At 67.5% G+C, this 26,849-nt stretch carries 19 protein-coding genes and 1 tRNA gene; 7 read left to right on the top strand and 13 right to left on the bottom strand.

The window, feature by feature from the left end; genetic code table 11:
- Positions 1-22: 22 nt before the first annotated feature.
- Genes EL245_RS04145 through arc form a run of 3 tightly spaced genes read right to left on the bottom strand, consistent with a single transcriptional unit; the run spans position 23 to position 3,440 of the window.
- Positions 23-1,510, bottom strand: coding sequence for a proteasome accessory factor PafA2 family protein (locus EL245_RS04145; protein WP_126381991.1), 1,488 nt, complete (start codon positions 1,508-1,510; stop codon positions 23-25).
- Positions 1,507-1,698: a ubiquitin-like protein Pup gene (locus EL245_RS04150; protein ID WP_126381992.1), complete on the bottom strand. Its 192-nt coding sequence runs from the start codon at positions 1,696-1,698 to the stop codon at positions 1,507-1,509. The genes EL245_RS04145 and EL245_RS04150 overlap by 4 nt, the downstream gene beginning before the upstream one ends.
- On the bottom strand, positions 1,695-3,440 hold the full coding sequence (arc, locus tag EL245_RS04155) for a proteasome ATPase (protein ID WP_126381993.1): 1,746 nt from the start codon (positions 3,438-3,440) through the stop codon (positions 1,695-1,697). The genes EL245_RS04150 and arc overlap by 4 nt, the downstream gene beginning before the upstream one ends.
- A 276-nt stretch (positions 3,441-3,716) precedes the next feature.
- Between arc and valS the strand changes: the two genes are divergently transcribed.
- The 3 genes from valS to EL245_RS04170 all read left to right on the top strand — a co-directional run bounded on the left by valS (position 3,717) and on the right by EL245_RS04170 (position 10,450).
- Entirely contained in the window at positions 3,717-6,524 is a 2,808-nt protein-coding gene (valS, locus tag EL245_RS04160; RefSeq protein WP_126381994.1) for a valine--tRNA ligase, read from the top strand.
- 192 nt (positions 6,525-6,716) lie between these two features.
- Positions 6,717-8,603: an AMP-dependent synthetase/ligase gene (locus EL245_RS04165; RefSeq protein WP_126384011.1), complete on the top strand. Its 1,887-nt coding sequence runs from the start codon at positions 6,717-6,719 to the stop codon at positions 8,601-8,603.
- Between the two features lie 77 nt (positions 8,604-8,680).
- Entirely contained in the window at positions 8,681-10,450 is a 1,770-nt protein-coding gene (locus EL245_RS04170) for an AMP-dependent synthetase/ligase (protein ID WP_126384014.1), read from the top strand.
- Between the two features lie 173 nt (positions 10,451-10,623).
- Here the strand turns inward: EL245_RS04170 and EL245_RS04175 are convergent, their stop codons facing one another.
- From EL245_RS04175 to EL245_RS04195, 5 genes are all read right to left on the bottom strand, one after another.
- Positions 10,624-10,962: a chorismate mutase gene (locus EL245_RS04175; protein ID WP_126381995.1), complete on the bottom strand. Its 339-nt coding sequence runs from the start codon at positions 10,960-10,962 to the stop codon at positions 10,624-10,626.
- Positions 10,959-12,272, bottom strand: coding sequence for an ATP-dependent Clp protease ATP-binding subunit ClpX (clpX, locus tag EL245_RS04180; protein WP_126381996.1), 1,314 nt, complete (start codon positions 12,270-12,272; stop codon positions 10,959-10,961). The genes EL245_RS04175 and clpX overlap by 4 nt, the downstream gene beginning before the upstream one ends.
- A gap of 340 nt (positions 12,273-12,612) precedes the next feature.
- The gene (locus EL245_RS04185) at positions 12,613-13,131 is read right to left on the bottom strand and encodes a nucleotidyltransferase domain-containing protein (protein WP_126381997.1); all 519 of its coding nucleotides are present in this window, start codon (positions 13,129-13,131) and stop codon (positions 12,613-12,615) included.
- Positions 13,132-13,285: 154 nt separating this feature from the next.
- Positions 13,286-13,978: an ATP-dependent Clp protease proteolytic subunit gene (locus EL245_RS04190; RefSeq protein WP_126381998.1), complete on the bottom strand. Its 693-nt coding sequence runs from the start codon at positions 13,976-13,978 to the stop codon at positions 13,286-13,288.
- A gap of 1 nt (position 13,979) precedes the next feature.
- A complete protein-coding gene (locus EL245_RS04195) occupies positions 13,980-14,597 on the bottom strand; it encodes an ATP-dependent Clp protease proteolytic subunit (RefSeq protein ID WP_126384017.1) in 618 nt (205 codons plus the stop codon).
- A gap of 204 nt (positions 14,598-14,801) precedes the next feature.
- Here EL245_RS04195 and EL245_RS04200 point away from each other — a divergent pair, with 204 nt between their 5' ends.
- A complete protein-coding gene (locus EL245_RS04200) occupies positions 14,802-15,671 on the top strand; it encodes a methyltransferase domain-containing protein (RefSeq protein WP_126381999.1) in 870 nt (289 codons plus the stop codon).
- 131 nt (positions 15,672-15,802) lie between these two features.
- Positions 15,803-16,174: a cupin domain-containing protein gene (locus tag EL245_RS04205; RefSeq protein WP_126382000.1), complete on the top strand. Its 372-nt coding sequence runs from the start codon at positions 15,803-15,805 to the stop codon at positions 16,172-16,174.
- Positions 16,175-16,323: 149 nt separating this feature from the next.
- Here the strand turns inward: EL245_RS04205 and tig are convergent, their stop codons facing one another.
- Positions 16,324-17,742 (bottom strand): trigger factor, encoded by a 1,419-nt coding sequence (gene tig / locus EL245_RS04210; RefSeq protein ID WP_126382001.1) that lies wholly within the window; start codon positions 17,740-17,742, stop codon positions 16,324-16,326.
- Positions 17,743-18,034: 292 nt separating this feature from the next.
- Positions 18,035-18,325 (bottom strand): FMN-dependent dehydrogenase, encoded by a 291-nt coding sequence (locus tag EL245_RS04215; RefSeq protein ID WP_126382002.1) that lies wholly within the window; start codon positions 18,323-18,325, stop codon positions 18,035-18,037.
- Between the two features lie 583 nt (positions 18,326-18,908).
- Here EL245_RS04215 and EL245_RS04220 point away from each other — a divergent pair.
- A complete protein-coding gene (locus EL245_RS04220) occupies positions 18,909-19,202 on the top strand; it encodes a hypothetical protein (protein WP_126382003.1) in 294 nt (97 codons plus the stop codon).
- A 505-nt stretch (positions 19,203-19,707) separates the two neighbouring features.
- Here the strand turns inward: EL245_RS04220 and EL245_RS04225 are convergent.
- Positions 19,708-23,484, bottom strand: coding sequence for a hypothetical protein (locus EL245_RS04225; RefSeq protein WP_126382004.1), 3,777 nt, complete (start codon positions 23,482-23,484; stop codon positions 19,708-19,710).
- A gap of 1,710 nt (positions 23,485-25,194) precedes the next feature.
- On the opposite strand from EL245_RS04225, the gene EL245_RS04230 reads away from it, so the two are divergent.
- Positions 25,195-25,617 carry a hypothetical protein gene (locus tag EL245_RS04230; RefSeq protein WP_126382005.1) on the top strand — a complete coding sequence of 141 codons (423 nt, stop codon included), beginning with the start codon at positions 25,195-25,197 and terminating at the stop codon, positions 25,615-25,617.
- Positions 25,618-26,365: 748 nt separating this feature from the next.
- Here the strand turns inward: EL245_RS04230 and EL245_RS13835 are convergent.
- Complete coding sequence (locus EL245_RS13835; protein WP_269471401.1) at positions 26,366-26,500, bottom strand: hypothetical protein; 135 nt, start codon at positions 26,498-26,500, stop codon at positions 26,366-26,368.
- 267 nt (positions 26,501-26,767) lie between these two features.
- Positions 26,768-26,844: transfer RNA gene (locus EL245_RS04235), tRNA-Pro, on the bottom strand.
- Positions 26,845-26,849 lie beyond the last annotated feature (5 nt).

Raw genomic sequence — 26,849 nt, forward strand, 5'->3', positions numbered from 1 at the left:
TGCCGCCCGCCCCGGTCCCCGGTCAGCCGGGGACCCCCAGTCCGTCGCGGCCGACGGGATCGATCCAGGTCGTCTCCTCCTCGCTCAGGGCCATGACCTTGGCCACGAGGGCGTCGACGCGCTCGTCGCTGCTCGCCAGGGGGTCGGGCAGGTCGACGGGGGTGGTCGGGGGCGAGTCGAGGCGCACCGAATCCCAGGACACGGCGAAGTCCGCGTGACGCTCCAGGCAGGCACGCACGAACCTGCCGCGCAGCGCGGCGCGGGTCGCCGGGGCGTGGTCGAGGGCGCGGTGGCGCTCCTCGTCGGTGCACAGCGCCGACAGGGCCCCCTGGGAGCGCAGCGGGCCGGTGAGCCCCGTGCTCGGCTCCAGGTCGTGGAAGGCCATGTCCACCCGGGTGCGCAGGGCCTCGAGCACCGGGCCCCGTGCCTGGGGGTGTCGGAGCCGGTGGGCCTCCATGAGCCTGCGCTTGACCGCCCAGTCCACCTCGGTGTCGATCCCGCTGGCGTCCTGTCGGCGCAGGGCCACGATGATCCGCGGGGCCAGGTCGGTCACGAGGTGGTCGGCCCCCTCGAGCGCCGGGGGGACGCCCTCGCGCTCGAGGCGCGTGAGCAGCCTGGAGACGAACTCCTCCTGGACGTCGACGGCGTCCAGGCGCCGGCCCCGGGCGGTCGTGGCCTCCACGGCGCCCCAGGGGCTCGTGCCCAGCAGCGACAGGGTGCGCAGCGGTGCCTCGAGCACGAGGTCGCTGAGGTCCTCGCCGGCCTCGAGGGCGTCGAGCAGCAGGAGGGTCAGGGCGCTGCGCAGGCCGGCGGCCGGCTCGGCCATGAGCGTGTCGGCGCTGGTCACGTGCAGGCGACGCCATGCGGTGGGGTCGGCGTGGGGCTCGTCGCGCGTGTTGACCAGGGCCCGTTTGCCCGTGGTGTCGGCCGAGGTGAGGTGCCCGAGGAAGGGGGCGCGCGGTGACAGCCCCCAGGCCTGGTCCTCACCGCCCTGTCCGTGGGCGGCCGGCGTCCCGGTCAGGGCGACGCCGGATCCCACGAGGACCGGCCTGGTGGCCAGGAAGGAGGCCAGCACCGGCAGGACCGCCTCGACGTCGAGGCTGCGCGGCACCGAGTAGCTCTCGTGGCAGCCGTAGGTGTGCCCGGCCGAGTCGGTGTTGTTGGCCAGGACGTGGACCCTGCCGGGGGTGCCCAGGCGCGCGAGGCTGGCCGAGGCGTCCTGGGCCATCTGGCTGAGCATCGACCGCCCGGCCTGGTCCTGGGCGACGAGGTCGCGCACCCGCACGCACTCGGCGGTGGCGTACTCGGGGTGGGCCCCGATGTCGAGGTAGAGGCGGCCGCCGTTGGGCAGGAAGAGGTTGTCGTTGCGGTAGCCGCGGGGCCGGTGGCGGAAGACGAGCGAGGCGACGCGCTCGACCCCGGGCAGGTCCACGTCCTCGCCGTGGCCGGCGCCGGCCACGGGGGCGCAGACGACCCCGAACTCGGTCTCCAGCCCGGTGACCCGGGTCACTGGCCGCCCTTCTGGACGAAGCCGCGCACGAACTCCTGGGCGTCGACGGCGAGCACGTCGTCGATGACGTCGAGCACCGAGGCCAGGTCCTGCCCCCTGCCCGGCCCCGTGGGGCCGGGAACCGGGGCGTCGTCCTCGGGCGGGGCGTCCTCGCTGCGGGAGCGGGAGGGCTGGGCGAACTCACTCATGGGGTGTCCTTCCTCGAGTCATCTGCTGGGGTGGGCTCCTGCACCCGCTCGCCGGGCAGCGCCCGGGCCTCTGGGGGCCCGGGACGGCGCAGGACGCGCATCGAGACGACCGGCACGCCGCGCCGTCCCGACACTCGCGCCCAGTCATCGGGGTGCACCGTGGAGTGCAGCCCCTCGTTCTCGGCGATCTCGTCGGCGACGGCGGCACGCAGGTGGGCCTCGGCCAGGCCGCGGACCCCGGTGACGACGAGCTCCTTGACCGCGGCCTTCTTGGCCCGGTCCACGATGTTGGCGAGCATGGCCCCCGAGACGAGGTCGGCGACGTGGAGGACCTCGACCTGTCCGTCGGCACGGGTGAGCTCGACGAGCTCGGTGGCGGGGCACCTGGCGTAGAGCATCTCGACGACCATGTCGATGAGGCCGTCAACGGCCGCCTGGGCCCCGCCGCGGTCGGCGAGCAGGTCCTCGCGCAGGGGAAGGTCGGCCGTCAGGTAGGTGGCCAGGATCTCCCTGGCTCCCTCGGCGTCGGGGCGACCGACGTGGATCTTCACGTCGAGGCGACCCGGACGCATGATGGCGGGGTCGATCATGTCCTCCCGGTTCGTGGCGCCGATGATGACGACGTTGTCGAGCTCGTCGACGCCGTCGATCTCGGCGAGCAGCTGGGGGACGACGGTGGTCTCGACGTCGGAGGACCGCCCCGAGCCGCGGGTGCGGAACAGGGAGTCCATCTCGTCGAAGAAGACGACGACCGGGACACCGGTGGCCGCCTTCTCCCGGGCGCGGGCGAAGATGACGCGGATGCGCCTCTCGGTCTCCCCGACGTACTTGTCAAGCAGCTGGGGGCCCTTGATGTTGAGGAAGTAGGCGCCCTCGCGGAGGCTGCTCGCACCGTCCTGGCCCCGGCCCAGCGAGGCCGCCACGGCCTTGGCGATGAGGGTCTTGCCGCATCCCGGCGGACCGTAGAGCAGGACGCCGCGCGGAGGCGTGAGCCGGTGCTCGCGGAAGAGGTCGGGATGGAGGAAGGGAAGCTCGACGGCGTCACGGATGAGCTCGATCTGGCCGCCCAGGCCTCCGATGTCCTCGTAGCCGATGTCGGGGACCTCCTCGAGGAGGAGCTCCTCGACCTCGGCGCGCACGACCGGGCGCAGGGCGATGCGTGCGGCGAGGTCGGCCACGAGGGCGTCGCCCACTCGCGGGCGGGCGTGGGCCAGGGCCCCGGACAGGGTGAGCACCTGCTCCTCGTCGTGGCGGGCCAGGACGAGGACGGTGGAGTCGTCGTAGGTCTCCTTGACGGTGACGACCTCCCCGTGCAGGGGCGCGGGGGCGGTGGCCGTGGCCACGAGGTGCTCGTTGAGGACGACGTCGTCCCCGGGGCTGAGGCTGGAGGCGACGATGCCCGGGCCGATGCCCACCCGGTGGCGTCGACCGCCCAGGGCGACGTCGGCGGTCCGCTCGGTGGCGTCGACGGCCAGGACGATGGCGTGGGCGAGCGGCGGGCGCTGGAGCGCCTCGAGGTCGTCATGGAGGGCGACGATCTCGGTGCGCGCCGCGCGCAGGGCGTTGGCCAGGTGGGTGTTCTTGCGGGTGAGGACCCCGGCGTGCTCGGTCAGCTCGCGCAGGCGGGCCGAGACCTCCGGGCCGACCGGCGCGCCGTCGGCCCCTGCGGCCTGCCCGCCACGGTGCCCGTGGCTGTCCTCGTCCGGGTGGAGCCCGGCACCCGAGGTACCAGACGTGCTCATCGTGTTCGTCGTCCTCGCCTCCCCTGCGGTCGGCGCCCGTGGAGCCGGCACCCTTGCCGCCTTGCTCTGGTACGCCTGTGCCAGGAGTCTACGGCGCCGCGCCGCCGGGTCTCAACCGAGGCGCCCGGACCGGGCAGCCCCTCCCCCGCCCGGTCCCCGACCCGCGTCCCGGGTACGGGTACGGGCACGGACGGGGTGAGCCTCACCACGGCCCGAGCCGGAGCGGACACGGGTACCTGCGTCGGGGCCGGGCCGAGGGCGTGACAGAATCTGCCCATGCTCGACCAGACCTCCTCAGCCGCATCCCCCCGCCCCGAGGCCACCGGGCGCCTCCTGCCCTCCGAGACCCGTAGCCCCCGTGTGCCGGAGCGGGTGAGCGCCGACGGGCTCGAGGACGCCTGGGACGAGCGCTGGCGCGCCCAGGGCACCTACGCCTTCGACCGGGGCGCCGAGCGCACCGAGGTCTACTCCATCGACACCCCGCCCCCGACCGTCTCGGGGTCCCTGCACGTCGGGCACGTCTTCTCCTACACCCACACCGACACCGTGGCTCGTTTCCAGCGCATGCGCGGCAAGGCGGTGTTCTACCCCATGGGGTGGGACGACAACGGCCTGCCCACCGAGCGCAGGGTCCAGAACTACTTCGGCGTGCGCGTCGACCCGACCCTGCCCTACGACCCGGACTTCACACCGCCCTTCGAGGGGGGCGAGGGCCGGTCGATCAAGGCCAAGGACCAGGTCCCGATCTCCCGGAGGAACTTCGTCGAGCTGTGCGAGCGCCTCACCGTCGAGGACGAGGCGCAGTTCGAGGCGCTGTGGCGCCGCCTGGGCCTGAGCGTCGACTGGACCCAGAACTACCAGACGATCGGGGCCCGGGCCCGCAAGGTCGCCCAGGCGGCCTTCCTGCGCAACCTCGCCCGGGGCGACGCCTACCAGAGCGAGGCCCCCGGGCTGTGGGACGTCACCTTCCAGACGGCCGTCGCCCAGGCCGAGCTGGAGTCCCGGGAGTACCCGGGCTTCTACCACCGGATCGCCTTCCACCTCACCGACCCAGCGGCTGCGGCCAGGGCCGAGGCCCAGGGGGCTCCTGTGGAGGGCGGGGCGGACGTCTGCGTCGAGACCACCCGCCCCGAGCTGCTCGCCGCCTGCGTGGCGCTCGTGGCCCACCCCGACGACGAGCGCTACCAGCCCCTGTTCGGCACGACCGTCACCTCCCCGGTCTACGGCGTCGAGGTGCCGGTCCTGCCCCACCCCGCCGCGGAGCGGGACAAGGGGGCCGGCATCGCCATGTGCTGCACCTTCGGTGACACGACCGACATCGACTGGTGGCGGGACCTCGGCCTGCCCCTGCGCGCGATCCTGCGCCGGGACGGGCGAGTCGTCACGGAGGTCCCCGAGTGGGTGAGGACCGACGCGGGCAGGCGGGCCTTCGCCGCCATCGCCGGCCGGACGACCTTCTCAGCACGTCAGGAGGTCGTCGAGGCGCTCAGGCAGTCCGGTGAGCTGCGCGGCGAGCCGGTGGCCACCGTGCGCCAGACCAACTTCTTCGAGAAGGGCGACAAGCCCCTCGAGATCGTCACCTCCCGCCAGTGGTACGTGCGCAACGGCGGCAGGTCCTGGACGAACCCCGCCTCAGGGGCCGACCTGCGCGAGGAGCTCATCGCGCGCGGCCAGGAGCTGGCCTTCCACCCCGACTTCATGCGCGTGCGCTACGAGAACTGGGTGACCGGCCTCAACAACGACTGGCTCATCTCCCGCCAGCGCTTCTTCGGCGTGCCCTTCCCCCTGTGGTACCGCCTCGACGAGGAGGGTCAGGTCCTTCACGACGAGGTCATCGTCCCCGAGGAGTCCAGCCTGCCTGTGGACCCGTCCACGGACACGCCCCCCGGCTACACCGAGGACCAGCGCGGGGTCCCCGGCGGCTTCGTCGGTGAGCTCGACATCATGGACACGTGGGCGACCTCCTCCCTGACCCCCCAGATCGCCTGCGGCTGGCTGGAGGACGAGGACCTCTTCTCCCGGACCTACCCGATGGACCTGCGCCCCCAGGGGCAGGACATCATCCGCACGTGGCTGTTCTCCACCGTCGTGCGGGCGGACCTGGAGTTCGGGGCGCTGCCGTGGGCCAACGCCAGCATCTCCGGGTGGATCCTCGACCCCGACCGCAAGAAGATGAGCAAGTCGAAGGGCAATGTCGTCACCCCGATGAGCCTGCTCGAGAAGTACGGCTCCGACGCGGTGCGCTACTGGGCCGCCTCGGCGCGCCTGGGCCTGGACGCCACCTTCGACGAGGCGCAGATGAAGATCGGGCGCCGCCTGGCCATCAAGATCCTCAACGCCTCCAAGTTCGCCCTGTCCATGGGGCTGCCCTGGGACGCCGACGAGGAGACCCGGGCGGCGGCGCCCGCGCCCGACCTCGACCCCTCGCAGGTGACCGTGCCCATCGACCGCGCGGTGCTCGCCGCCCTGGCCGACGTCGTCGAGACCGCGACCGGCTCCTTCGAGGCCTACGAGCACGCCCGGGCCCTCGAGGCCGCCGAGTCCTTCTTCTGGACCTTCTGCGACGACTACATCGAGCTGGTCAAGGACCGCGCGAACGACGCCGAGGGCACCCACGCCCCCGACGCGGTGCGCAGCGCCCGCACGACGCTGGCCATCGCGGTCGACACCTTCGTACGGCTCTTCGCACCCTTCCTGCCCTTCGTCACCGAGGAGGTGTGGAGCTGGTACCGCACCGGCTCGGTGCACCGCGCGGCGTGGCCGGCGCCGCAGCACCTGCGGCAGGCGGCCGGGGACGCCCAGGCCGGCCTCGTCACCCGCGCGGGAGCCGCGCTGGCAGCGCTGCGCAAGGTCAAGTCCGAGGCCAAGGTCAGCCAGAGGACGCCGATCCTGTCAGTCACCCTGGCCGCCTCCCCCGAGGTCGCGCAGGCCGTCGAGCTCGTCCGCACCGACCTGACCCAGGCCGCCAAGGTCACCGGCCCCTTCGAGGTGCTCGCCGCCGCCCCCCAGGACGAGGAGGGCCCCGGCGCCCAGGCCACCGCGGTCGAGCTCGGCGAGCCCCCCGCTCGAGACCGGGCGAGGTGAGCGGCGCCCGTCCCGCCCCGTCGGTCCTCCCGGCGCCTGCCGTCCCGCACCCGTCCCGTCGGACGGTGCGGGACGGGGGCGCCGGCTTGGGGACTTCTCCAAGGTCCGTTCACCATTCTGTGACTCCTCCGACCACGCCCCGGCCCTCCGGCCTGTCAGAATGACCCGGTGACGCCACAACCTCCCGCACCGATGTCCACCGGCACCCCCTCGGTGGCCGGCAGCCCCGCCGTCGTCGACGGGGTGGCTACCAGCCCCCTCATCCAGGAGCCGGACAGCACCTGGACCATCCCCTGGCTGCTGGCCGACCGTGTGGCCAGGACCCCGGACGCCCCGATCATCGAGCGCAAGTCCCAGCTTGGGGACTCCTGGACGAGGATCAGCGCCCGGGCCTTCGGGGAGGAGGTCACACGGGTCGCGGCGGGCCTGGTGGGCATGGGCCTGGCGCCGGGTGCGTCGGTGAGCATCATGGCGCGCACCTCCTACGAGTGGACGCTGCTCGACATGGCGATCGCCCGTGCGGGACTCGTGTCGGTACCGATCTACGAGACGGACTCGGCCGAGCAGGTCGAGTGGATCCTGGCGGACGCCGACGTGCGCCTCGTCATCACCGAGAGCGCCGCCCTGGCCGAGCTCGTGCGCAGCGCCGTGTCCGTCAACGCCTCGACGCTGCCTGACCGGCCCTGCGTGCGGGTCCTGTCCCTGGACCACGACGCGATCAGCTCGATCAGCACCGCGGGCCAGGAGGTCACCCGGGCCGAGCTCGACGCGCGGACCAACGCCCTGAGCGCTGAGGACCTCTACACGATCATCTACACCTCCGGCACGACCGGCAGGCCCAAGGGGGTCGAGCTCACCCACGGCACGGTGGCCGGCCTGGCGTGGAACGGCGTGCGCTGGATCCCCGACCTGCTCAACTCCTCGAGCACCCGTCTCCTGCTGTTCCTGCCGCTGGCGCACTCCTACGCGCGCTTCCTGCAGACGCTGGCCATCGCCGGCAACGGGACCCTGGGCCACACCCCGGACGTCACGACCCTCCTGCCGGACCTCAAGGCCTTCGGCCCCTCCTACGTCCTGGCCGTCCCCCGGGTCCTGGAGAAGATCTACAACGCCGCCGACGCCAGGGCGGGATCCGGGGCGCGGCTCAAGACCTTCCGGTGGGCGGCCAAGGTCGCCATCGAGTACTCCCGCGCCCTGGACACCCCTGAGGGGCCCTCGCGCCGCCTGCGCGCCGCCCACGCGCTTGCCGACCGGCTTGTCTTCCGCACGATCCGCGCCCTGCTCGGTCCCAACGCGCGCTACGCGATCTCCGGAGGCGGTCCCCTGGGCCAGCGTCTCGGCCACTTCTACCGCGGCCTGGGCCTGGTCATCCTCGAGGGCTACGGCCTGACCGAGACGATCGGCCCGACCACCGTCAACCTCGACGTCCGCAACAAGATCGGGACGGTGGGGCCCCCGGTGTGCGGCAACGAGGTGCGGGTGGGGCCCGACGGCGAGCTCGAGGTCCGCGGCCTGGGCGTGTTCACCCGCTACCACAACGACCCCGAGGGCACCGCCGAGTCCTTCACCGACGACGGCTGGTTCCGCACCGGCGACATCGGCGACATCGACGAGGACGGCTGGGTGCGCATCACCGGGCGCAAGAAGGACCTCATCGTGACCGCCGGGGGCAAGAACGTCGCCCCCTCGATCCTCGAGGACCGTCTGCGCGGGCACCCCCTGGTCTCCCAGGTCCTCGTCATCGGCGACGGCGAGCCCTTCATCTCGGCGCTCATCACCCTCGACACCGAGATGCTCCCCCAGTGGCTCAAGAACCACGGCCTGCCCGAGATGGACGTGTCCGAGGCGGCCCTGCACCCCGACGTCCTCGGTGCCCTCGACAGGGCGGTGGCCAGGACGAACCGGGCGGTCTCGCGGGCCGAGTCGATCCGCACCTACCGCGTGCTGCCGACGGACTTCACCGAGGCCAACGGCCTGCTCACGCCCTCCCTCAAGGTCAAGCGCGCCAAGGTCCTCGAGCGCTACGCCGACACCGTCGCACAGATCTACGCCTCGACGAGGAAGGGACCCCAGGAGTGACCACCGCACAGCCCACTGAGCCCGACCAGCCCGTCCAGGAGGCCTCGACCGCCCTGCTCGTGCCCGCCCACGCCGCGATGACGACGCCGTGGGCGCTGGCCGAGCGGGTGCGCACAAACCCCGACGGGGCCCTCATCGCCCGCAAGTCCTCGGTAGGCGGCAGGTGGCGGGAGCTGTCGGCCCGCGCCTTCCGCGACCGGGTCCGAGAGGTCGCCGCGGGCCTCGTCGCCCACGGCCTGCGGCCCGGGGACGCCGTGGGCATCATGTCCCACACCTCCTTCGAGTGGACGCTTATGGACTACGCCGCCTGGGAGGCCGGCCTCGTCGTCGTCCCCGTCTACGAGACCTCCTCGGCCGAGCAGGCCCGGTGGATCCTCACCGACTCCCGTGTGCGCTTCGTCCTGGTGGAGAACGAGGCGATGCACACGATGCTCACCGCGCTGGCCGCCCAGGAGCCCTCCCTGGAGGGCATGGAGGTCATGTGCGTGTCGAAGGACGCGATCACCACCCTCATCGCCGACGGCAAGGGAGTCGACCTCGGCGAGCTCGACTCCCGCGCCTCCCGTCTGACGAGCAACGACCTGGCGACCATCGTGTACACCTCGGGGACGACCGGGCGCCCCAAGGGAGTCGAGCTCACCCACGGCAACCTCGTCCACCTGTGCGTCAACACGGTCGACCACGTCCCGGAGGTGCTCAGGGCGCCCGAGGTCCGCGTCCTCCTCTTCCTGCCCCTGGCCCACGTGCTGGGCCGGTTCATCGAGGTCGCCATCGTGTGCTCGCCGGCGGGGGTCATGGGCCACGCCCCCGACGTCAAGAACCTCGTGACCGACCTGTCCTCCTTCCGCCCCACCTTCGTCCTGGCGGTGCCGCGGGTCTTTGAGAAGATCTACAACGCCGCGGACGCCCGGGCCACAGGGACCCGGCAGAAGGTCTTCCGCATGGCCGCCAAGACGGCTATCGCCTACTCCCGCGCCCTCGACACGCCGGCGGGCCCGGGACGGACCCTGCGCGCCCAGCGGGCGGCCGCCGACCGGCTCGTCTTCTCCAAGCTGCGCGCGGTCCTGGGGGGCCGCGTCACCCACGTCATCTCCGGCGGCGGACCGCTGGGCGAGCGTCTGGGCCACTTCTACCGCGGGGCGGGCGTCACGGTGCTCGAGGGCTACGGGCTGACCGAGACCGCCGCGCCGTGCACCGTCAACCTGCCCTCGGCCACGCGCATCGGCACCGTGGGGCTGCCCATGCCGGGGACCTCGGTGCGCCTGGACGAGGACGGAGAGATCCTCGTCAAGGGCATCGGGGTCTTCCGGGGCTACCACGAGGACCCCGAGGCGAGCGCGGAGGTCCTCACCGGTGACGGACCGTGGCTGCGCACCGGCGACATCGGCTCCTTCGACCCGGGGGGCTTCCTGCGCATCACCGGCCGCAAGAAGGAGATCATCGTGACCGCCGGCGGCAAGAACGTCGCCCCGGCGGTCCTCGAGGACCGTCTGCGCGGCCACCCGCTCGTCTCCCAGGTCCTCGTCGTGGGCGACAACCGCCCGTGCATCGGGGCACTGGTCACCCTCGACACCGAGATGCTGCCCCTGTGGCTGTCGAGCCACGGCCTCGAGGAGATGGACCCCGTGGCCGCCACGACCGACCCCCGGGTGCGCGCAGCCCTCGAGCGGGCCGTGGCCAGGGCCAACGAGGCGGTCTCGCGGGCCGAGTCGATCCGCACCTTCACGATCCTGCCCGGGGACTTCACCGTGGAGAACGGCCTGCTCACCCCCTCCCTCAAGGTGCGCCGGGCCGAGGCCTGCCAGCGCTTCGCCGCCCAGATCGACGAGCTCTACACCCGCCTGTAGGCCCCTTCCCCTCCCCGCCCCTCCCCCGCGAGATCGGGACAAATGACACCTCGAGATCGGGACTAATGGCACCTCGAAATCGCCGCATCCGGCACGGTGGGTCGGAGAGGGGCACTGTCCCGCTTCCCAGTGAGGAGGGTGTGCGCCCGCGTCCTGGCGGGGGCGTGCGCCCGTCAGGACGTCAGTCCGTCCTTGATGGCCTCGTGGTGGTGGATGACCTCGGCGACGATGAAGCTGAAGAACTTCTCGGCGAAGACGGGGTCGAGGCCGGAGTCGGCCGCCAGGGCGCGCAGCCGGGCGATCTGGCGCTCCTCACGCGCGGGGTCGGAGGCGGGCAGGTCCATCTGCGCCTTGAGCACCCCGACCTGCTGGGTGCAGCGGAAGCGTTCGGCCAGGAGGTGGATGAGGGCGGCGTCGAGGTTGTCGATCGTCGCACGGTAGGAGGCCAGCTGCGGCGGGACGCCGGGCTGCTCGTGCTCCGGCGTCCAGGGTCCGGGGCGCACCGGCGTCATGCGGTGCGGGTCCTCTCCCCGTGCTCGCCGCCGACCTTCTTCGAGGTCGCGCTCAAGGAGCCCGAGCCGGACTCGTAGCGGGGGCGACCCGAGCCCTGTACGGCGTCGGCGTCGACGACGACCCTCCCGACCTCGGGCATCGAGGGCACCTCGAACATGGCCTGGCCCAGGACCTCCTCGACGATGCTCGTCAGCCCGCGGGCCCCGGTCTTGCGCTCCAGGGCCAGGGAGGCCACCGCCTCGATGGCCTCGGGGGTGAGCTCGAGCTCGACGCCGTCGAGGCTGAAGAGGTACTGGTACTGGGAGACCAGGGCGTTCTTCGGCTCGGTCATGACCCTGACGAGCTCGGGGACGCCGAGGTCCTGGACGGTGGCGATCACCGGCAGCCGCCCGATGAACTCGGGGATGAGACCGAACTTGTGGAGGTCCTCGGGGCGCACCGGGGAGGCGAAGACGTCCCGGGCCTGGTCCTTGGCCAGGGTGGCGCCGAACCCGACGAGCTGGGCGCCGACCTCCTTGCGCTGACGCTGGCGCACGATCTCCTCGATGCCGGCGAAGGCGCCCGCCGCGATGAACAGGATGTTGGTCGTGTCGATCTCGAGGAAGTCCTGGTGCGGGTGCTTGCGCCCCCCTCCCGGCGGGACGGAGGCGGTCGTGCCCTCGATGATCTTGAGCAGGGCCTGCTGGACGCCCTCACCCGAGACGTCCCGGGTGATCGACGGGTTCTCCGCCTTGCGTCCGATCTTGTCGATCTCGTCGATGTAGATGATGCCCTTCTCGGCGCGCTTGACGTCGCCGTCGGCGGCCTGGATGAGCTTGAGGAGGATGTTCTCCACGTCCTCACCGACGTAGCCCGCCTCGGTCAGGGCGGTGGCGTCGACGATGGCGAAGGGGACGTCGAGAAGCTTGGCCAGGGTCCGGGCGAGATGGGTCTTGCCGGTTCCGGTGGGCCCAAGCAGGAGGATGTTGGACTTGCCGAGCTCGAGGCCGTCGCCCTCGGCGACCGAGCGCTCGCGCACCTGCACGCGCTTGTAGTGGTTGTAGACGGCCACGCTCATCGCGCGCTTGGCGCGCTCCTGGCCGATGACGTACTGGTTGAGGAAGTCGAAGATCTCCTGGGGCTTGGGCAGCTCGAGGGGCACACCCGCCCCGGAGTCGCTCAGCTCCTCGTCGACGATCTCGTTGCACAGCTCGATGCACTCGTCGCAGATGTACACCCCTGGTCCTGCGATGAGCTTCTTGACCTGCTTCTGGCTCTTGCCGCAGAAGGAGCACTTGAGAAGATCGACGCTCTCTGCGCTTCGTGCCACCGGGGTCCCCCTCAGTCGATCGGTTCCGGCCATGTGGACGAGATGGGTGCGGGCGCCATCCCCTGGTGGCCGTTCCGCCAAGCCTACGGGTAAACAGGCGCTCTGTGCTGGTGTGGGAGGCGGTTCGCAACACAATTGCCTATGCCGTCGGTAACACCTTACCGTTCGGTCAAGCCGCGCACCGAGCGGCTCGTCGCCGGGGCCGTCGTCCACCTGGCTCCGGGCCGGCACCATCACTCGACCGCTGCCTCCACCTGGCGCGGCAGCCGGTCGCCGTCGAGGCTCCGGACCGCGCTCTCAGCCGCAGGTCCAGAACAACCTCCCCCCGCGCGAGACAGGGCTACCGGGCTCGGTCGGCCAGGCGACGCAGCAGGGCGATGTCGTGGAGGTCCTGCGCCCGGGGTTCATATCCCTCGTGGAGGTTCAAGAGGGTCGTGGCGTCGGCGACGACGACCTGGCGGCCGCCGATGCGTCCTAGCGTGCGGCTGGAGGCCCGGTGCTCGAAGACCTGGGTGCCGAAGCCGGCCTGGACGCCGTCTCCACCCGGACCCACCTCCATGGGATGCACGTCGACGCCGCAGCTTCCGCGCCGGAGCTCGACACGGATCGGCAGCCAATCGGTGACCACCTCGTATCCTCGCCCGCTCAGCCACCGCAGCAGCGCCTCGCATGCACCCGCCTCAACGATGACGTCGAGGTCGCCGTGGTCGCGGGTCCGGTGCCCCACCAGCGCGTCGACCGCCCAGCCTCCGGTGACGACGTAGACCGCCCCGTGGTTCTCCAGCCAGTCGACCACCGCGACCACCTCGATCGCGGGCATGCCGTCGGCCTGCTGCCCACAGGAACCTGGCTGCTCCATGCCGACCCCCTCCTAGTCTCGTTGAGCCCGGGCCCGGCTCACGTCATCCACCGCATGCACCCGTGGCCGCCAGGACGACTCGGCCATCCCTGCAGGAATGCGCCCCGACGCCACAGGCCCCGCGCCCGGGACGAGCCGGGCGCGGGGCGGGCGGTCAGGACGAGTGGGGCGAGGGCGCCGCCTTGCGCGGGCTGAGCACCTGGTCGACGATGCCGTACTCGAGGGCCTGGGGGGCGGTGAGGATCTTGTCGCGCTCCAGGTCCGTGTGGACCAGCTCCCGGTCCCGACCGGTGTGGAGGGCGATCGTGTCCTCCAGCCACACCCGCATGCGGTCGATCTCGTCGGCGACGATCTCGATGTCGGAGGCCTGGCCGTGCATGCCCTCCATGGCGGGCTGGTGGATGAGCACGCGGGCGTTGGGCAGCGCCAGCCGCTTGCCCGGCGCTCCGGCGGCCAGGAGGACGGCGGCGGCCGAGGCGGCCTGCCCCAGGCAGACTGTCTGCACCTGCGGCTTGATGTACTGCATCGTGTCGTAGATGGCGGTCAGCGCGGTGAAGGAGCCGCCCGGGCTGTTGATGTACATCGTGATGAGCCCGTCGGGGTCCTGGGACTCCAGGACGAGGAGCTGGGCCATGATGTCGTCGGCGCTGGCGTCGTCGACCTGGACGCCCATGAAGACGATGCGGTCCTCGAAGAGCTTGGCGTAGGGGTCCTGGCGCTTGAAGCCGTAGGCGGTTCGCTCCTCGAACTGCGGCAGGATGTAGCGCGCGCTCGGCAGCGCGGGGGCGGTGCCCGTGGCGCCGACCTGCCGGGCGACGGCGTCGAAGTAGGGGCGAGAGCTCGTCATGTTAGTTCTCTCCGTTCTGCTGGCCGATCTCCCGGCTAGAGCGCACGATGTGGTCGACGAAGCCGTACTCGAGGGCCTCCTGGGCGGAGAACCAGTGGTCCCGGTCGGAGTCGGCGATGATCTCCTCGACGGTGTGGCCGGTGTTGGCCGCCGTGATCTCCGCGAGCTCCTGCTTCATCTTGATGATGAGGTCGGCGTTGATGCGGATGTCCGTGGCCGACCCTCCGGCGCCTCCCGAGGGCTGATGCATGAGCACGCGTGCGTGCGGGGTGAGGTAGCGCTTGCCCTTGGCCCCTGCGGACAGCAGGTGCTGGCCCATGGAGGCCGCCAGCCCCGTGGCCACGGTGGCGACGTCGGGCTGGACGTACTGCATCGTGTCGTAGATGGCCATTCCCGCGGTGATCGAGCCGCCGGGGCTGTTGATGTACAGGTAGATGTCCCGGTCGGGGTCCTCGGCGGCCAGCAGCAGCATCTGGGCGCAGATGGCGTTGGCGTTGTCGTCGCGCACCTCGGAGCCCAGCCAGATGATGCGCTCCTTGAGCAGACGGTTGTAGATGGAGTCGGTCAGGCCCAGGCCGGCCCCGGGGCCCTCCGCCACGGGCGCGGCGGGCGAAGTCATGACGCTCACGGCAGTCCTCTCGTTCTCGGTCGTGCCAACGCTAACGCGGCCGCAGCGGCGCCGATGCCCGCGCTCCCGCCCTTTTCGCTGTCGGCACAGGGTTGTCGGGCCCCGGAGCGAGCACGCGCGGACGCCTTCCAACGCGCAGCGCAATCTAAGTTAGGCTTGCCTAAGCAAGCCGAGGCGAGCGCGATGGAGGACGACATGACCGAGGACCACACGAACGGGGAGCCGACCACGCCGCGGGGCAGCCGGACCGGGCCCGAGAGCCAGCGGCTGCAAGGCCACTGGTTGCTGGCGATGCTCGGCAAGCGCGTCCTGCGCCCCGGGGGCATCGCTCTGACACGGCGCATGCTGGCCGCCGCCCGGCCCAGTTCCACCGACAGGATCGTCGAGTTCGGCCCCGGAGTGGGGCGGACGGCCCAGATCCTGCTCGAGGTGGAACCGACCTCCTATGCGGGCGTCGACCCCAACCCGGAGGGGCGCGTCCAGGTGGAGGCGGTCCTGGCCGGGCACCCGCAGGCTCGCTACGTCGTCGCCGACGCCGCCACCACGGGCCTACCCGATGCCGAGGCCGACCTTGTCGTCGGGGAGGCCATGCTCACGATGCAGCCGCCGGAGGGCAAGGCGGCCATCATCGCCGAGGCGGCCCGGATCCTGGCCCCCGGCGGCCGCTACGCGATCCACGAGCTGGCCTTCCGCTCCGACAGGGACCCCGCGGAGCTGGAGGAGGCGCGCCGGAGGATCTCCCGCACGATCAAGGTCGGGGCGCGCCCGCTCACCCGCCAGCAGTGGTCCGAGCTCCTCGCCGGGGCAGGGCTGGAGGTCGTGTGGACCGCGACGAGCCCGATGCGGCTGCTCGAACCCAGCCGCCTCGTCCGTGACGAGGGCCTCCTCGGGGCGCTGCGCTTCGCCCGCAACGTGCGGCGCACCGCAGGGGCAGCGGGACGGGTGCGCCAGATGCGCCAGGTCTTCCGCGCCCAGCGCAGGACGCTCACCGCGGTCGCGATCGTGGCCCGCAAGCCCGGCACGCAGGCCAGCGGGAGCGCCAGCGACCCGGACGCGGCAGCCTGAGGCGTTCCTGCCGAGCCCGCCAGCGGGTCCGGGGGCGGCTAGGCTGGCACGCACCACGCACGCCGACAAGACGCCGACCCGATGCCGGCACGACGCAGCACGCCGATCGACAGCGAGAAACAGGAGACACCATGCCCACCACCCCCGTCTCGGAGTCGCTCATCCGCCTGGGCCTGACCGAGGCCCTTCCGGTCAGCCAGGACGCCACGACCTCCCGGGTCGTCGTCAACAACGACCTCCTGCGCACCGTCCTGTTCACCTTCGACGCCGGTCAGGCGCTCACCGAGCACGCCTCCCCCAAGGCAGTCGTCGTCACGCTGCTCGAGGGCGAGATGGACTTCTCCGTCGGCGAGCGCACCGAGCGCCTCGTGGCCGGCGACGTCGTCTACCTGGCACCGGGCGAGCGCCACGCGCTGACCGCGGCCACCGCCTGCCGGATGCAGCTGGTCATGGTCGAGACAGTCGAGACAGCCAAGACAGCCGAGGCGGGCGGCCGGGGCTGACGCCTCGGCTCCGGGGCGTGGGACCCGGAGCCGCTGTCAGGGTCGCACCTGCCGGGAGCACGACAGGAAAAAGGGGGCGCCGCACCGTCAGCACGGTGCGGCGCCCCCTTGGACGCGTTCGCGACGAGGGGCAGCCTCGCCGCGGGGCCTCACTCGGCGGAGGCTGCGGACGGGGCCGAGTCGGCGGAGGCCGAGGAGGCCGAGGACGGCGAGGAACCGGATCCCTCGGCGTCGGCGTCGACCGGGGAGGTGACCTGCTCCTCGGCGGCCCGGGCCTCGGCGTCAGCCTCCTCGGAGCCGATGAACTCGGTGAGGTCGACCTCCTCGCCGGCAGAGTCCTTGACGGTCACCTGGCGCAGGGCCAGGGCCAGGGACTTGTTGCGGGCGATCTCGGAGACGAATGCCGGGATCTGCCCGGCGCGCTGGGCGCCCTGCATGAACTGGCCGGGCTCCATGCCGTACTGCTGGGCGGTCTGGATGAGGAAGTCGAAGAGCTCGTCCTGGCCCACGCCGACCTCGAGGGACTCGGCGAGGACGTCGAGGAGGATCTGGTCGCGCACGCCGGTGGCGACCTCCTCGCGGATCTCCTCGGCGTGGGGGTCGTCCTCGTTCTTGCCCTCGGCGCTCAGGTGCTGCTTGATCTCGCGGGCCACGAGCGACTCGGGCACCTCGAAGTCGACCTGGGAGCGCAGGTGCTCGAGGAGGGCGTCGCGGGCGGCGACCGCCTGGTCGCCGGTCTTGCGGGCGGCGACCTGGGTGCGCAGGTCCTCGCGCAGCTCCTCGATGGTGTCGAACTCGGAGGCCTCCTGGGCGAAGGCGTCGTCGGCCTCGGGCAGGTCGCGCTGCTTGACGGCGGTCGCCGTCACGGTGACCTCGGCCTCCTCGCCCTCGTGCTCGCCCCCGGCCAGGGTCGTCGTGAAGGTGGCGGACTCCTCGGCCTTGAGCCCGCGCAGCGCGGTGTCCAGGCCCTTGAGCATGTTGCCCTTGCCGATCTCGTAGGAGATGCCGGAGGCGGAGTCGACCTCCTCGCCGTCGATGACGGCGGTCAGGTCGATGGTGACGAAGTCACCCGTCTTGGCCTTGCGCTTGACGGGCTTGAGGGAGCCGAAGCGCGCCCGCAGGCTGTCGAGCTCGGACTCGACGTCCTCGTCGGCGACCTCGACGGCGTCGACCGTCAGCTCGACGGCGGACAGGTCGGGCAGGTCGAACTCGGGGCGCACCGTCACCTCGGCGTCGAAGACGAGCTGGCCGCCCTGGGCCCCGGTGACGTTGGGGAGCTCGGTGACCTCGAGCTCGGGCTGGTCGAGCGGGACGCGCCCGGACTCGGTGATGGCCTCCCGGTAGAGCTCGGGGAGCTGGTTGTTGACCGCCTCCTGGATGACGACGCCGCGCCCCACGCGCTGGTCGATGATCCGGTTGGGGACGTGTCCGCGCCGGAAGCCGGGGACCTGGATCTGGGAGCCGATCTCCTTGTAGGCGGCCTCGAGGCTGGGCTGGAGCTCCTCGTAGGGGACCTCGACGGTCAGCTTGATACGCGCGGGGTCGAGGCTCTCGACAGTGCTCTTCACGGGGGTCTACTCCGAAGTGACGTGCTGGTGGTGCGCCGGGGCGCGCGAGCACTCCGGCGGACGCCCCTGGACGGCGTCAATCCGTGCCATCTTAGGGCACGGTGCCGATGGGCGCGGTAGCCGCTGCGCCATGAATCCGCGCACACCCCGCCCCTCCCCGACCCCTCCCAGCCCCTGCCCGCCGAGATCGGGACATCTGGCACCTCGAGATCGGGACATCTGGCACCTCGAGATCGCCGCATGCGGCACACGGTCGCGTCGTGCGGCTCGGCCGGGCCTCCGACTCCCGGGCTCAGCGCAGTGGCACGCTGCGGCCGCCGACCACCCGGGCCAGGACAGCAGCGGGGACGACGGCGGCTGTGCGCACCTGGAGGAGGACGCGCTCGTGAACCGACCGGGCCTCGGCGTCGTCGGTGCTCGCGAAGCGCACGGTGACCCGTGGCTGCCCGGACACGACGTCGACCTGGAAGGCCTCGAGGGTGGTGCTGCTCTCGACGGCGTGACGAGCGGCCGCCTCGACGTCCTGCGGGTCGCGGGCGGGCAGCAGGGTGGTGACGGTGAGAATCGAGCGGTAGGAGGGCATGTGTCCAGGCTACGGACAGCACGTGACGCGAGCACCGCCGCCGCCCGGCTCGCCCCGTGTGCGCCGGTGCCGCGCCCTCTGGGACAGTTGCCTCCTCGAGGGCCTCGGCCTCCGCAGTCCAGGCCGCGGGTGTGTCGATGGAGGTCTCCGATGAGGGGCTGGAGCTGGACATGGTCGTGGGGCCGGCGGTGCGGTCCACGGAGCACACGGTCGTCCCGGTGACCCTCACGCCGCGCGATGACACGGACGCCGCGAGTCGACGAGGCCGGTGCTGATCTCGACGTCACAGCCGTCGTGGCCGAGGCGAGCATCGACCCGGCCCTGGCAGGCTCCTTCCCCATCGAGTCCTTGACCGCCGCTGCCGACAACTCCTCCGACAACACCCAGGACGAGGATTCGGTGACGGTCGACGTCTCCGGGGACGTCGCCTTCGCCACCGACTCAGCCGACCTCGGCGCCCAGGCCGCCAACCGGCGCGTCAAGATCACCGCCACCCCGCTAGCCCCGACGAAGCCAGGCCCCCACGGCCCAGGACGACGGCCAGCTGCCCACCACCAGCGCCGCAGCCACCGGAGAGCAAGGCGTGGACACCACCGGCGAGCAAGGCGTGGACACCACCGTCGACGGGTACACCCTGCACCTGGCCCTGCCCGAGGTCACCCGCGCCGCAGCCCGCCTCACCGACAACGTCGAGCTCACGATCGACAAAGACCGCCACACGATCGACATGGACGTGCTTGCCGGGACCTCTCCCGTCGGACCGCGCTGGATCCTCCGCCAACGCCTTGGGTCTGCCACGGGACTGTCCCTGCTGACCGGTCACAGCCGTTACTACCCAGAAGACGTTCACCCGCGACGCTTTCATCATCCCCCCTGACCCACCACTCGGGGTCAGCGGAGACCGGAGCAGGCCAGGTCGTCCAGCAGCCCTGGTGTAGCAATACGCCACAGATCGTCTCGATCGAAACTGAAGGCTTCAATGCGTGAGCAGCGTAACGTGGGCGCCTCGTTGTGGATAAAATGACAGAGCCGCTGCACTGTTGACTTCTTTCAGTCATGCCGAAGGCTGTACTCGAAGAGGCGCGACAGTAAGTCGGCCCCGAGCAGAGTGTCGCCCCGCTCTGCGGGCCGTAACGAGCAAACTCAGCCCCAGGCGCCTAAATCAAGGCAGTCCACTCAACCAGCGAGCACCATCAGCAGAAATCCAGCTAAAGCGAGAGACCTACCAGAAGGACCGTTTTGAAACAGAAAAAACGATGAAGCGAAGGTTATGATTCGATGACAGTCATTCACCAAATGTGCAGCAGAATGAATGCCGTAATACACAACCGCCACGCACCCGCCGATGCCCACCTTCCCTTGAAGGTCACGATAGCGATCGTTCAGCCCTCATCAGCCCGCTCTTCGTCACGCTGATCGATGTATCGGGCCCAGGATTGATAGTCTTCCGCTAACCTCCGCAATATACTAGCAGTACGTGGCCAGTCTAACTCTAACTTATTAGCGTCAGTCCGGTATTGTTGCGCTAAGGAGCCTTCTTGCTTGCCACCATCGTACACCCCACGCACAGAAACCCCGCGTTGGTTAACACGACCACGAACGATACCGTTCTCGATATCCGGATTCTTCAGCTGCTCTAGAAGACTGCGAACTACTTCGGCGGGCCAAATCCCATCTTCTCCCTCAGGGCAGCGCGACAATACGTTTCCGATTTCATCATCGCCGACCTTAGTTCGTCCACATTCGGTCAGCCGCCTTCGGCATTCGCCCACCCATTCAGCAAGATGTTCGGCGTCGATCGACTTGTCGTCATTAAGCCCCGGAATACGAGACCAGTTGCATAGAACTTTCCAAGCCAGCTTCTTATATGCGCTCGTATAGCTCTCATCGTTTCGCCCCGTCAGCGTACTGCTTTCCGCTGAACGAACAGCCTTCACCAGATGAACGAAACAGCTCGGAGCATTACCAAGAGCCCAATAAAGTGCGTCAGCTGGTTCGCGATCATCGATAAGATCGAAAAACCGAAACTCGAGTGCAGGTAGATCGACATCGTCTGGGACCGTCGACTCCAACCATTTCAGGGCTTCCAAAATGCCCGAACTGTAGCCCTGCACATTGTTGCTTGGTGCGGCAGTGCTGATACTGTTGAGAACACCCTTAACAAGTGTTGGGTCGCACGGCGAGCCGTCGTAGATAATCTGATTCAACACCTCGAGGGCCCGCCATGGCTGATCGTGGTGTATGAGCTGATTGACTGCCTCTAACTGCTCCTCCGGCGGAACATGCCGACGACGATCACTATTCCAGTACGCCGCAACAAGACGTTCGCCAAGCGACTCAACCTGCGTCCACCACGTTTTAGTCATCGGCACCAAACCAATCAGTTTATTCTGCCCTGCGATCGATAGGCCAGCGTTATCCAGCATTTCCTTCAACCATGCGAAGTCACCACTATCTAACCTATTACACGCGTAAGAGCTGGCGACTTGTTGTAGTTGTTCCGACACATCGTCTAGCCATCCAATTACGCTGATGTCGTCTAAAGCCTGCGTTATCGCCAGATAGGCGCCTATGAGATCGGGGCGTGCGACATCGCTAGCCAGAACGCGAACTGCGTCAGCACCCATTTCCGAAATGTTCTTGGTGGCAGCAAAACGTTCCTCGTGTAGTCTCTCCTGGAAACCGTCGTCATTGTATCGCAGTCTATTAACTACGATGTGTTGTTCCCATTGAAACAGATGCGAGTATCGACGAGGATCATCGAAGGACTCGAGTAACTTAGCAATCTTCTCCATCTGCGCTATTTGCTGAACGCTCATAGCCCATTTTGCATCAGGATGAGACTGTTGACGTTGAATCTGCCAAGTCAACGAAGCCCAGATGACATGTCGGTCTTCCGATTCCCATACGCCTGACTCAACCTTGCAAGCAAGACATTCAAGTATCTTCGTCCGAGTTTCAACAGAAAGACCACCCCTTGCCTTTATTAAAGATGCCCATCTATCCGAATGCTCTCCTGCCACCGATATCGCCACGCCGCCAAAGGCCTCAACATAGTACACCCTCTCATCATTCGTAATAGTTCGGCCTGGCAGCTCCCAGTCGCGATAGCGCGGACCGCCTCCGCTATCAATAAATTGAGACAATTGTTGCAGGTCGAGTATCAGATTCCAAGCAACGTCCGGGAAGCGATCGGCGACCGCTTTTATCACGTCTATTTTCTTCTTGACATCCGCTGCACTCCGGACGAGAGTTACAGCAGTAACCTTCTCGAGGCTCCCTATCGCTCGATTACCAACGCGACAATTCGGGTCGATATCAGCGATAGCGGCCAATGCCATCGCTGCCCGGTCGTAGTGGTGAGGCGACCAGCACAGAATTTCCAACGCATATGTAAGATGCGAATAGAGTGACGAAGTTCCGAAGAAGCCTTTCTCAGGCTCCTGAAATAGCATCCTTGTGATCGGTTCAGATTGATCAAGATCATTAGCTAGCGCTGCCAAAAATTCTTCCGGTGCTGCTTCCGCCAACATAGGAAAGGCGGAGGCTAGGCTGCCCAAGGTCTTACCACTGGTATCGGCAAATGCTTCATCGAGGATCAGTTTCACGATACCTCTGACTGTAGGAGCGAGCTGATCTGACGACGTCGCAACGAGCGCCAATCCCTCCGCAACATGGCGACGCAGCGTGCCACTGCTACCAGGTCTCACCCCCTTCAGCTGAGCCGTCAACTTTTCTGTCATATCCTTCCCGTAGTACGGATCGGGCGCGAGGAGTACGTCACGTACGAGACATTCCCATCGTTGTACATCTGTGCTGTCTAATAGCGGCAGCAGTAACCGTGCTGCATCGACCGGATCTGCTAGTCGCCACACCGATCCAGACAGAATAAACGGCGGGTCTGCTTCCTGACTGAGCGACACAAGTCGACGACGGATTTTCTTCATAGACACGTCGATAAAAGCTTCGACATGCTTTTCGTCGCACTCATCACCATCCTCCCAAGCACCGACTAGTACCAGTGAGGGCAGAACTGCAGTCGCATCTGCGTCACGAAGCCACGTAGGGTTCTGTATGGCTGGATTCTGCGATATCGAACGGAGAAATGCCGGCATACTTCGACGGGCGAGCGCCGTCAGTCGTTCTGCGCTGCGAAAGTCGACGTTAGCCTTTCGTAATGTTTCTGCTGCTTCTTCACGGCCGATTTTAGAGAGAGAGATTGTTGCATCGCCTCGGCTATGCTCCTTAGTATTATCGATAATCGTCAGCACGCGATGCTTTCGATTCAAAGCGCCACCGATATCTGGATTGCTGAATTTAGGAACCAACAATAACGGGGTCGCGCTTTCAATAAGATTAGACCAGGCCAAGTCGCTGGCAACAATTACTGTGCGATCAGCTAGTTCAGACTGATCTTTAAGAGTGGCATAAATAAACGCTAGTATGTCTTCAATGCAGGTAGAGCTAATTGACTCCGGCTTAGTTGACTCCTTGGCCTGAAGTCGATCCAGAAGTTGCTGCGCCTGCTCGTCGCGACGCGCTTGAAAGAACTGGGGCGGAACACTGATGTTCAACTCTGCGTGAAAACGTTTCCACCAGGCCGATAGTGTCACTGCCTCTTGCGGACGGCGGCCGAGTCTCTCTGAGATCCAGTAATGAACGACTGGCGTTGCTTGCAGCCATCCCTCGAAAGTGTGAGCATCAATAACCCTAACATCGGCAAATATCTGTTCTTTACGCCGTCCGTCTGCCCATCGTTGACCGCCAGGCCAGTTTCGCGGCGTTGCAAACACATAGACATACTGATAGGCGTCACTTCCTAGCTGCTCGACACGCTTGCGGTAGTCGTCATTGGCCTTGGGCTCTACTCGCTTATTAGTGCCTAGTTCAAATCGAAGTTCACCGGCAGGCAGATATACGCTTCCCGTTGAGGTAGCCCTGCCGTCCCATCCATGCGCAGCCGTTCCTTCATGGGCACGCATATCGATATTAGTGATACCGGGAGTTTGAGCCAGCAGTCGGCGCACCAATTCAGGGAACGATGCCTTAGCATCTGTTAGGTCTGCCCACCCGTTGAGTTCGTTCGCCGAGATTAGCTCTGGACTATCAATGTCGAGTGCGCATGGAGTAGACTGGGGAATCCGGGAAGCATGAACCATGTACGCATTATAGCTCATCGCACTCGTCGCCATTGAGGCGTGACCAGTAGAAGCTCGAACGCAACACTTAGGCGTGTTGTCGTCCGCGGTAGGTTCGTTTGAGAATGCCGATCTAGTGGTTCAGCACTTCTCCGTCCTTCTTCATGTCACGATGCGGCATTAGATGGTGTTTTCGATGTATTAGCGGCGGCGTACCTGCGCGAGGTACGAGGCGAGGTTGCGCTTGGTGAGTACCAGAAGGTTCTTGTCTCCCTCGATGGCCCACTCGAAGATGTCCGGCAGGTTGATCGAGTTGGCCGGGCTGTCTGGTGGCCGTAGTCGACAAGGATGTCTTCTTGCAAGTCGAAGAAGCGCCACTGCTGGGCCTGCTCCGCGGTGAGGCTTGGTGGGAAGTCACGAGGTGGTCGAGGCAACGACGCTCCGTAGCAACCACAGCGCTGGCCGGCTTCTAACCTGGCGCGACGTCTGTCTTTGCCCGGGCTGGGGTAGCGGGAGGGTGCGCTGGCACGGATGGACTCGGTTAGCCCTACGCCCTCGGCAGCATGGCCGGATGCGGCCGCTACGACCATCCCTGACCTCCTGCCTTAGCCCGTTCGATGCTGGCACAAGGCTGCCGCTCACGGTTTTGCCGCAGACCGCTCGATTTTATCAAGGTTGTGGAGCTGATCCTGCGCACAAGCTTGCCCTCGTCATAAGGTAGCGAAATCATGCGGTGCGTTCCTTCCCCGGAGTTGTACCTACCAGGAGCCTAGCCCTTCGCCCGGGACTTGTCGCAGGGCGTGGACAGGCCGGTGTACCAGCAGGTCGATGGCGTCATGGGCCAGGCGACGCTGGCTCTCATGCCACACACCAGGCCAGAGCGATGCGGGCCGCCGTGGCGCCGCACAATATCCGGGCACCGGCCGGGTTGGCCGAGCAGCTGGCCTAGTAGCACCGGTCGGCGGTTCATACGACCAGTACGTCCTCATAGCCTACGGCATCGGTGCGGCCGGGGGCATGGACGCGCTAAGCGGTCTGGCACCGCCCAGCAAGAAGAATGAGTAAGAATGGAGATGGGGTCGATGGGCCTTCTGGGGTTCATCAATCACGGGTGGGACCGGCAATGCCGCTGCTGACTGCCTGGGCGCAGTGGCGGGGCGATCCGCCTGGACCCACCGCCCGACCGGCTAGGTTGTCGGGAGCACCCTGTGGAGGTGGGGCAGAGGCGGAAGCGGCGCCGACCGGGGCCTGAGCGCCCAGTGGCAGAATGACCAGAGACTGCTGGCGGCGCAGCAGCCGGAACTCGAGGTTACGCTGGAGTACCAGGCTCGGCGGATAGTCATCAGAGCGGGATTTTCGCGCAGTAGAGATTTCCTGCTGGCTTTATTTTGGCTAGTAGTATCGGATATTGCTACATCTCTTGTTTTCACTGGAGTGCTGAGTATTTTCGGACGGCATATTATTGGGATGTCAGGTTGCGTGTATGCAGCCTAGATACTTGCTCTCGATTTCATTGGGGTGCAGTACCCTAAGATTGAGTGAAGACATGTCTGATTGTACGTCACTTCAATTTAGAAGGCGATATTGAGGTTTTCTCACCGGGGTGGGGCGTGCACCCGGCCTGATCGTTGGGATGCTGGGGGAGGGTGCGTGTCGTGTGGGGGTGCACGCGGGGAGCGCATCCAGGATGGGTTCTGACCAAAGAAGCACCCCTGAATGCGAGGTCCCCGCATGCTGTCCTATCGTGCCACCCTTGACGTGCCATCCGCTACCGCCCGAACCGTGTCGGCCTGGCTGGCGGCTCACCGCCGCTGGCACGACATTCGGCCTCATCAGAGGGCGGCGACGCCCTGGGTGCAGGCTGTGATGGTGCTGCGCTGGCTCAACGAGGCCACCAGCATGCGCACCCTGGCCCGAGACGCCGGCATCTCGATCGCCACCGCCTACAGGTACCTGCATGAGGCCCTCCAGGTCATCTCCTCCCAGGCCCCTGACCTGATCGAGGTCATCACCCAGCTGCGCCACAAGGGTGAGCCTTTCGTGTGCCTGGATGGCACCCTGATCCGCACCGACAGGGTCGCAGCCCGCACCGAACGGGGCAACCACTCGTGGTACTCGGGCAAGCACAAGGCCTTATTGTACACTAGTTTTTAAATGTAGGGTACATTATGAGTGTAGATACTCTCATTTTTATGAGCCGCGTTGGACGATTCTGCCTACCCGTTGCCCCAGTACACCCCGGTACTACCTGTTGACAGTCGTATGCCATACTTCCTCTGTTAGTCGGCGAACTGCTGGGAGGTGTGCTGGCTGCCCCTGTTGGAGTGGAATATGGCGATCCCTCTGTCGTGGGGGCACTTGCGTACCACCACATCTATAGTGTCATAGACCAGGTCGGCGCGCATGCCGTCGGCCATCGCGTCACCGACAACCTTCTTTGTGCAGCAGTTCAGTACCGTGGAGAGATACACGAACTCAACCCTCGTACGGATACAGGCGATGTCATCAATCCCTTTCAATTCGGGATCCTTGGCTGTGGAGTCACGGCGCGCGAGGCCGGGACCCTCGCCCAGGTCCAGGGCAAGTACAGCGGTACGGACCTTCCGGCACGGTTACGCGACCCTCAGGACCTCGTCGCACATGACGGCATGCACCGTGTGCTTTCAGGATTACACACCCTGACGCTCCAGGACTGCCGCGATGCTCCGGCCCTCGCAGACACCGTCGGAGGACTCAGACTCGGCCGGCACAAATACCGCCAGTTCCTTTCTTCTCATTGTGCGACCGGAGTTCGTTCGCTCGAGCCTGGAGTAGTATCCGGACTTGAACATTTTGTCCCAGCGACACATGGAGACAACAGGATATCTGCTTTCCTCGAGGTTGACGATCTTCTACTAGTCGCTCATCGCTGTTCCTGCGCAAGCAACGCCACCGCATTTTTCGGGAACTCGTGCTCCTGTCGCAGCTCGTGGGGCTGGGCTCTCAGTCCTCTGATCTCGGCACCCTCGGCGGTATCCTTTTCGTTGGCCTGGCTCATATGGTCCTTCTCGTAACTGACGGCCCAGTTCCCCACCGTCTGGGGCAACAGATCATAGGAGGCTGTGACCAACGCGCCCCGCGCCGCAGCCCGCCTCACCGACATCCCCGTCACCGACGCATAACCCAGAGCCCGCCTCAACCGGTTCGTACCGTGTGCACTGTGGTCGCACCCAAGAGGTGCGGTCTCGACACGCAGGGTACGAACACGGTGGGGCACGGGTGCACAGGTGCACGGGGCGCCAACCAGGCGGATCACCCCTCGAGATGGTCGGGGTAGCGGGATTTGAACCCACGATCTCCTGCTCCCAAAGCAGGCGCGCTACCAAGCTGCGCTATACCCCGTGCGA

The sequence above is a fragment of the Actinomyces howellii genome, assembly GCF_900637165.1.
Lineage (GTDB): Bacteria > Actinomycetota > Actinomycetes > Actinomycetales > Actinomycetaceae > Actinomyces > Actinomyces howellii.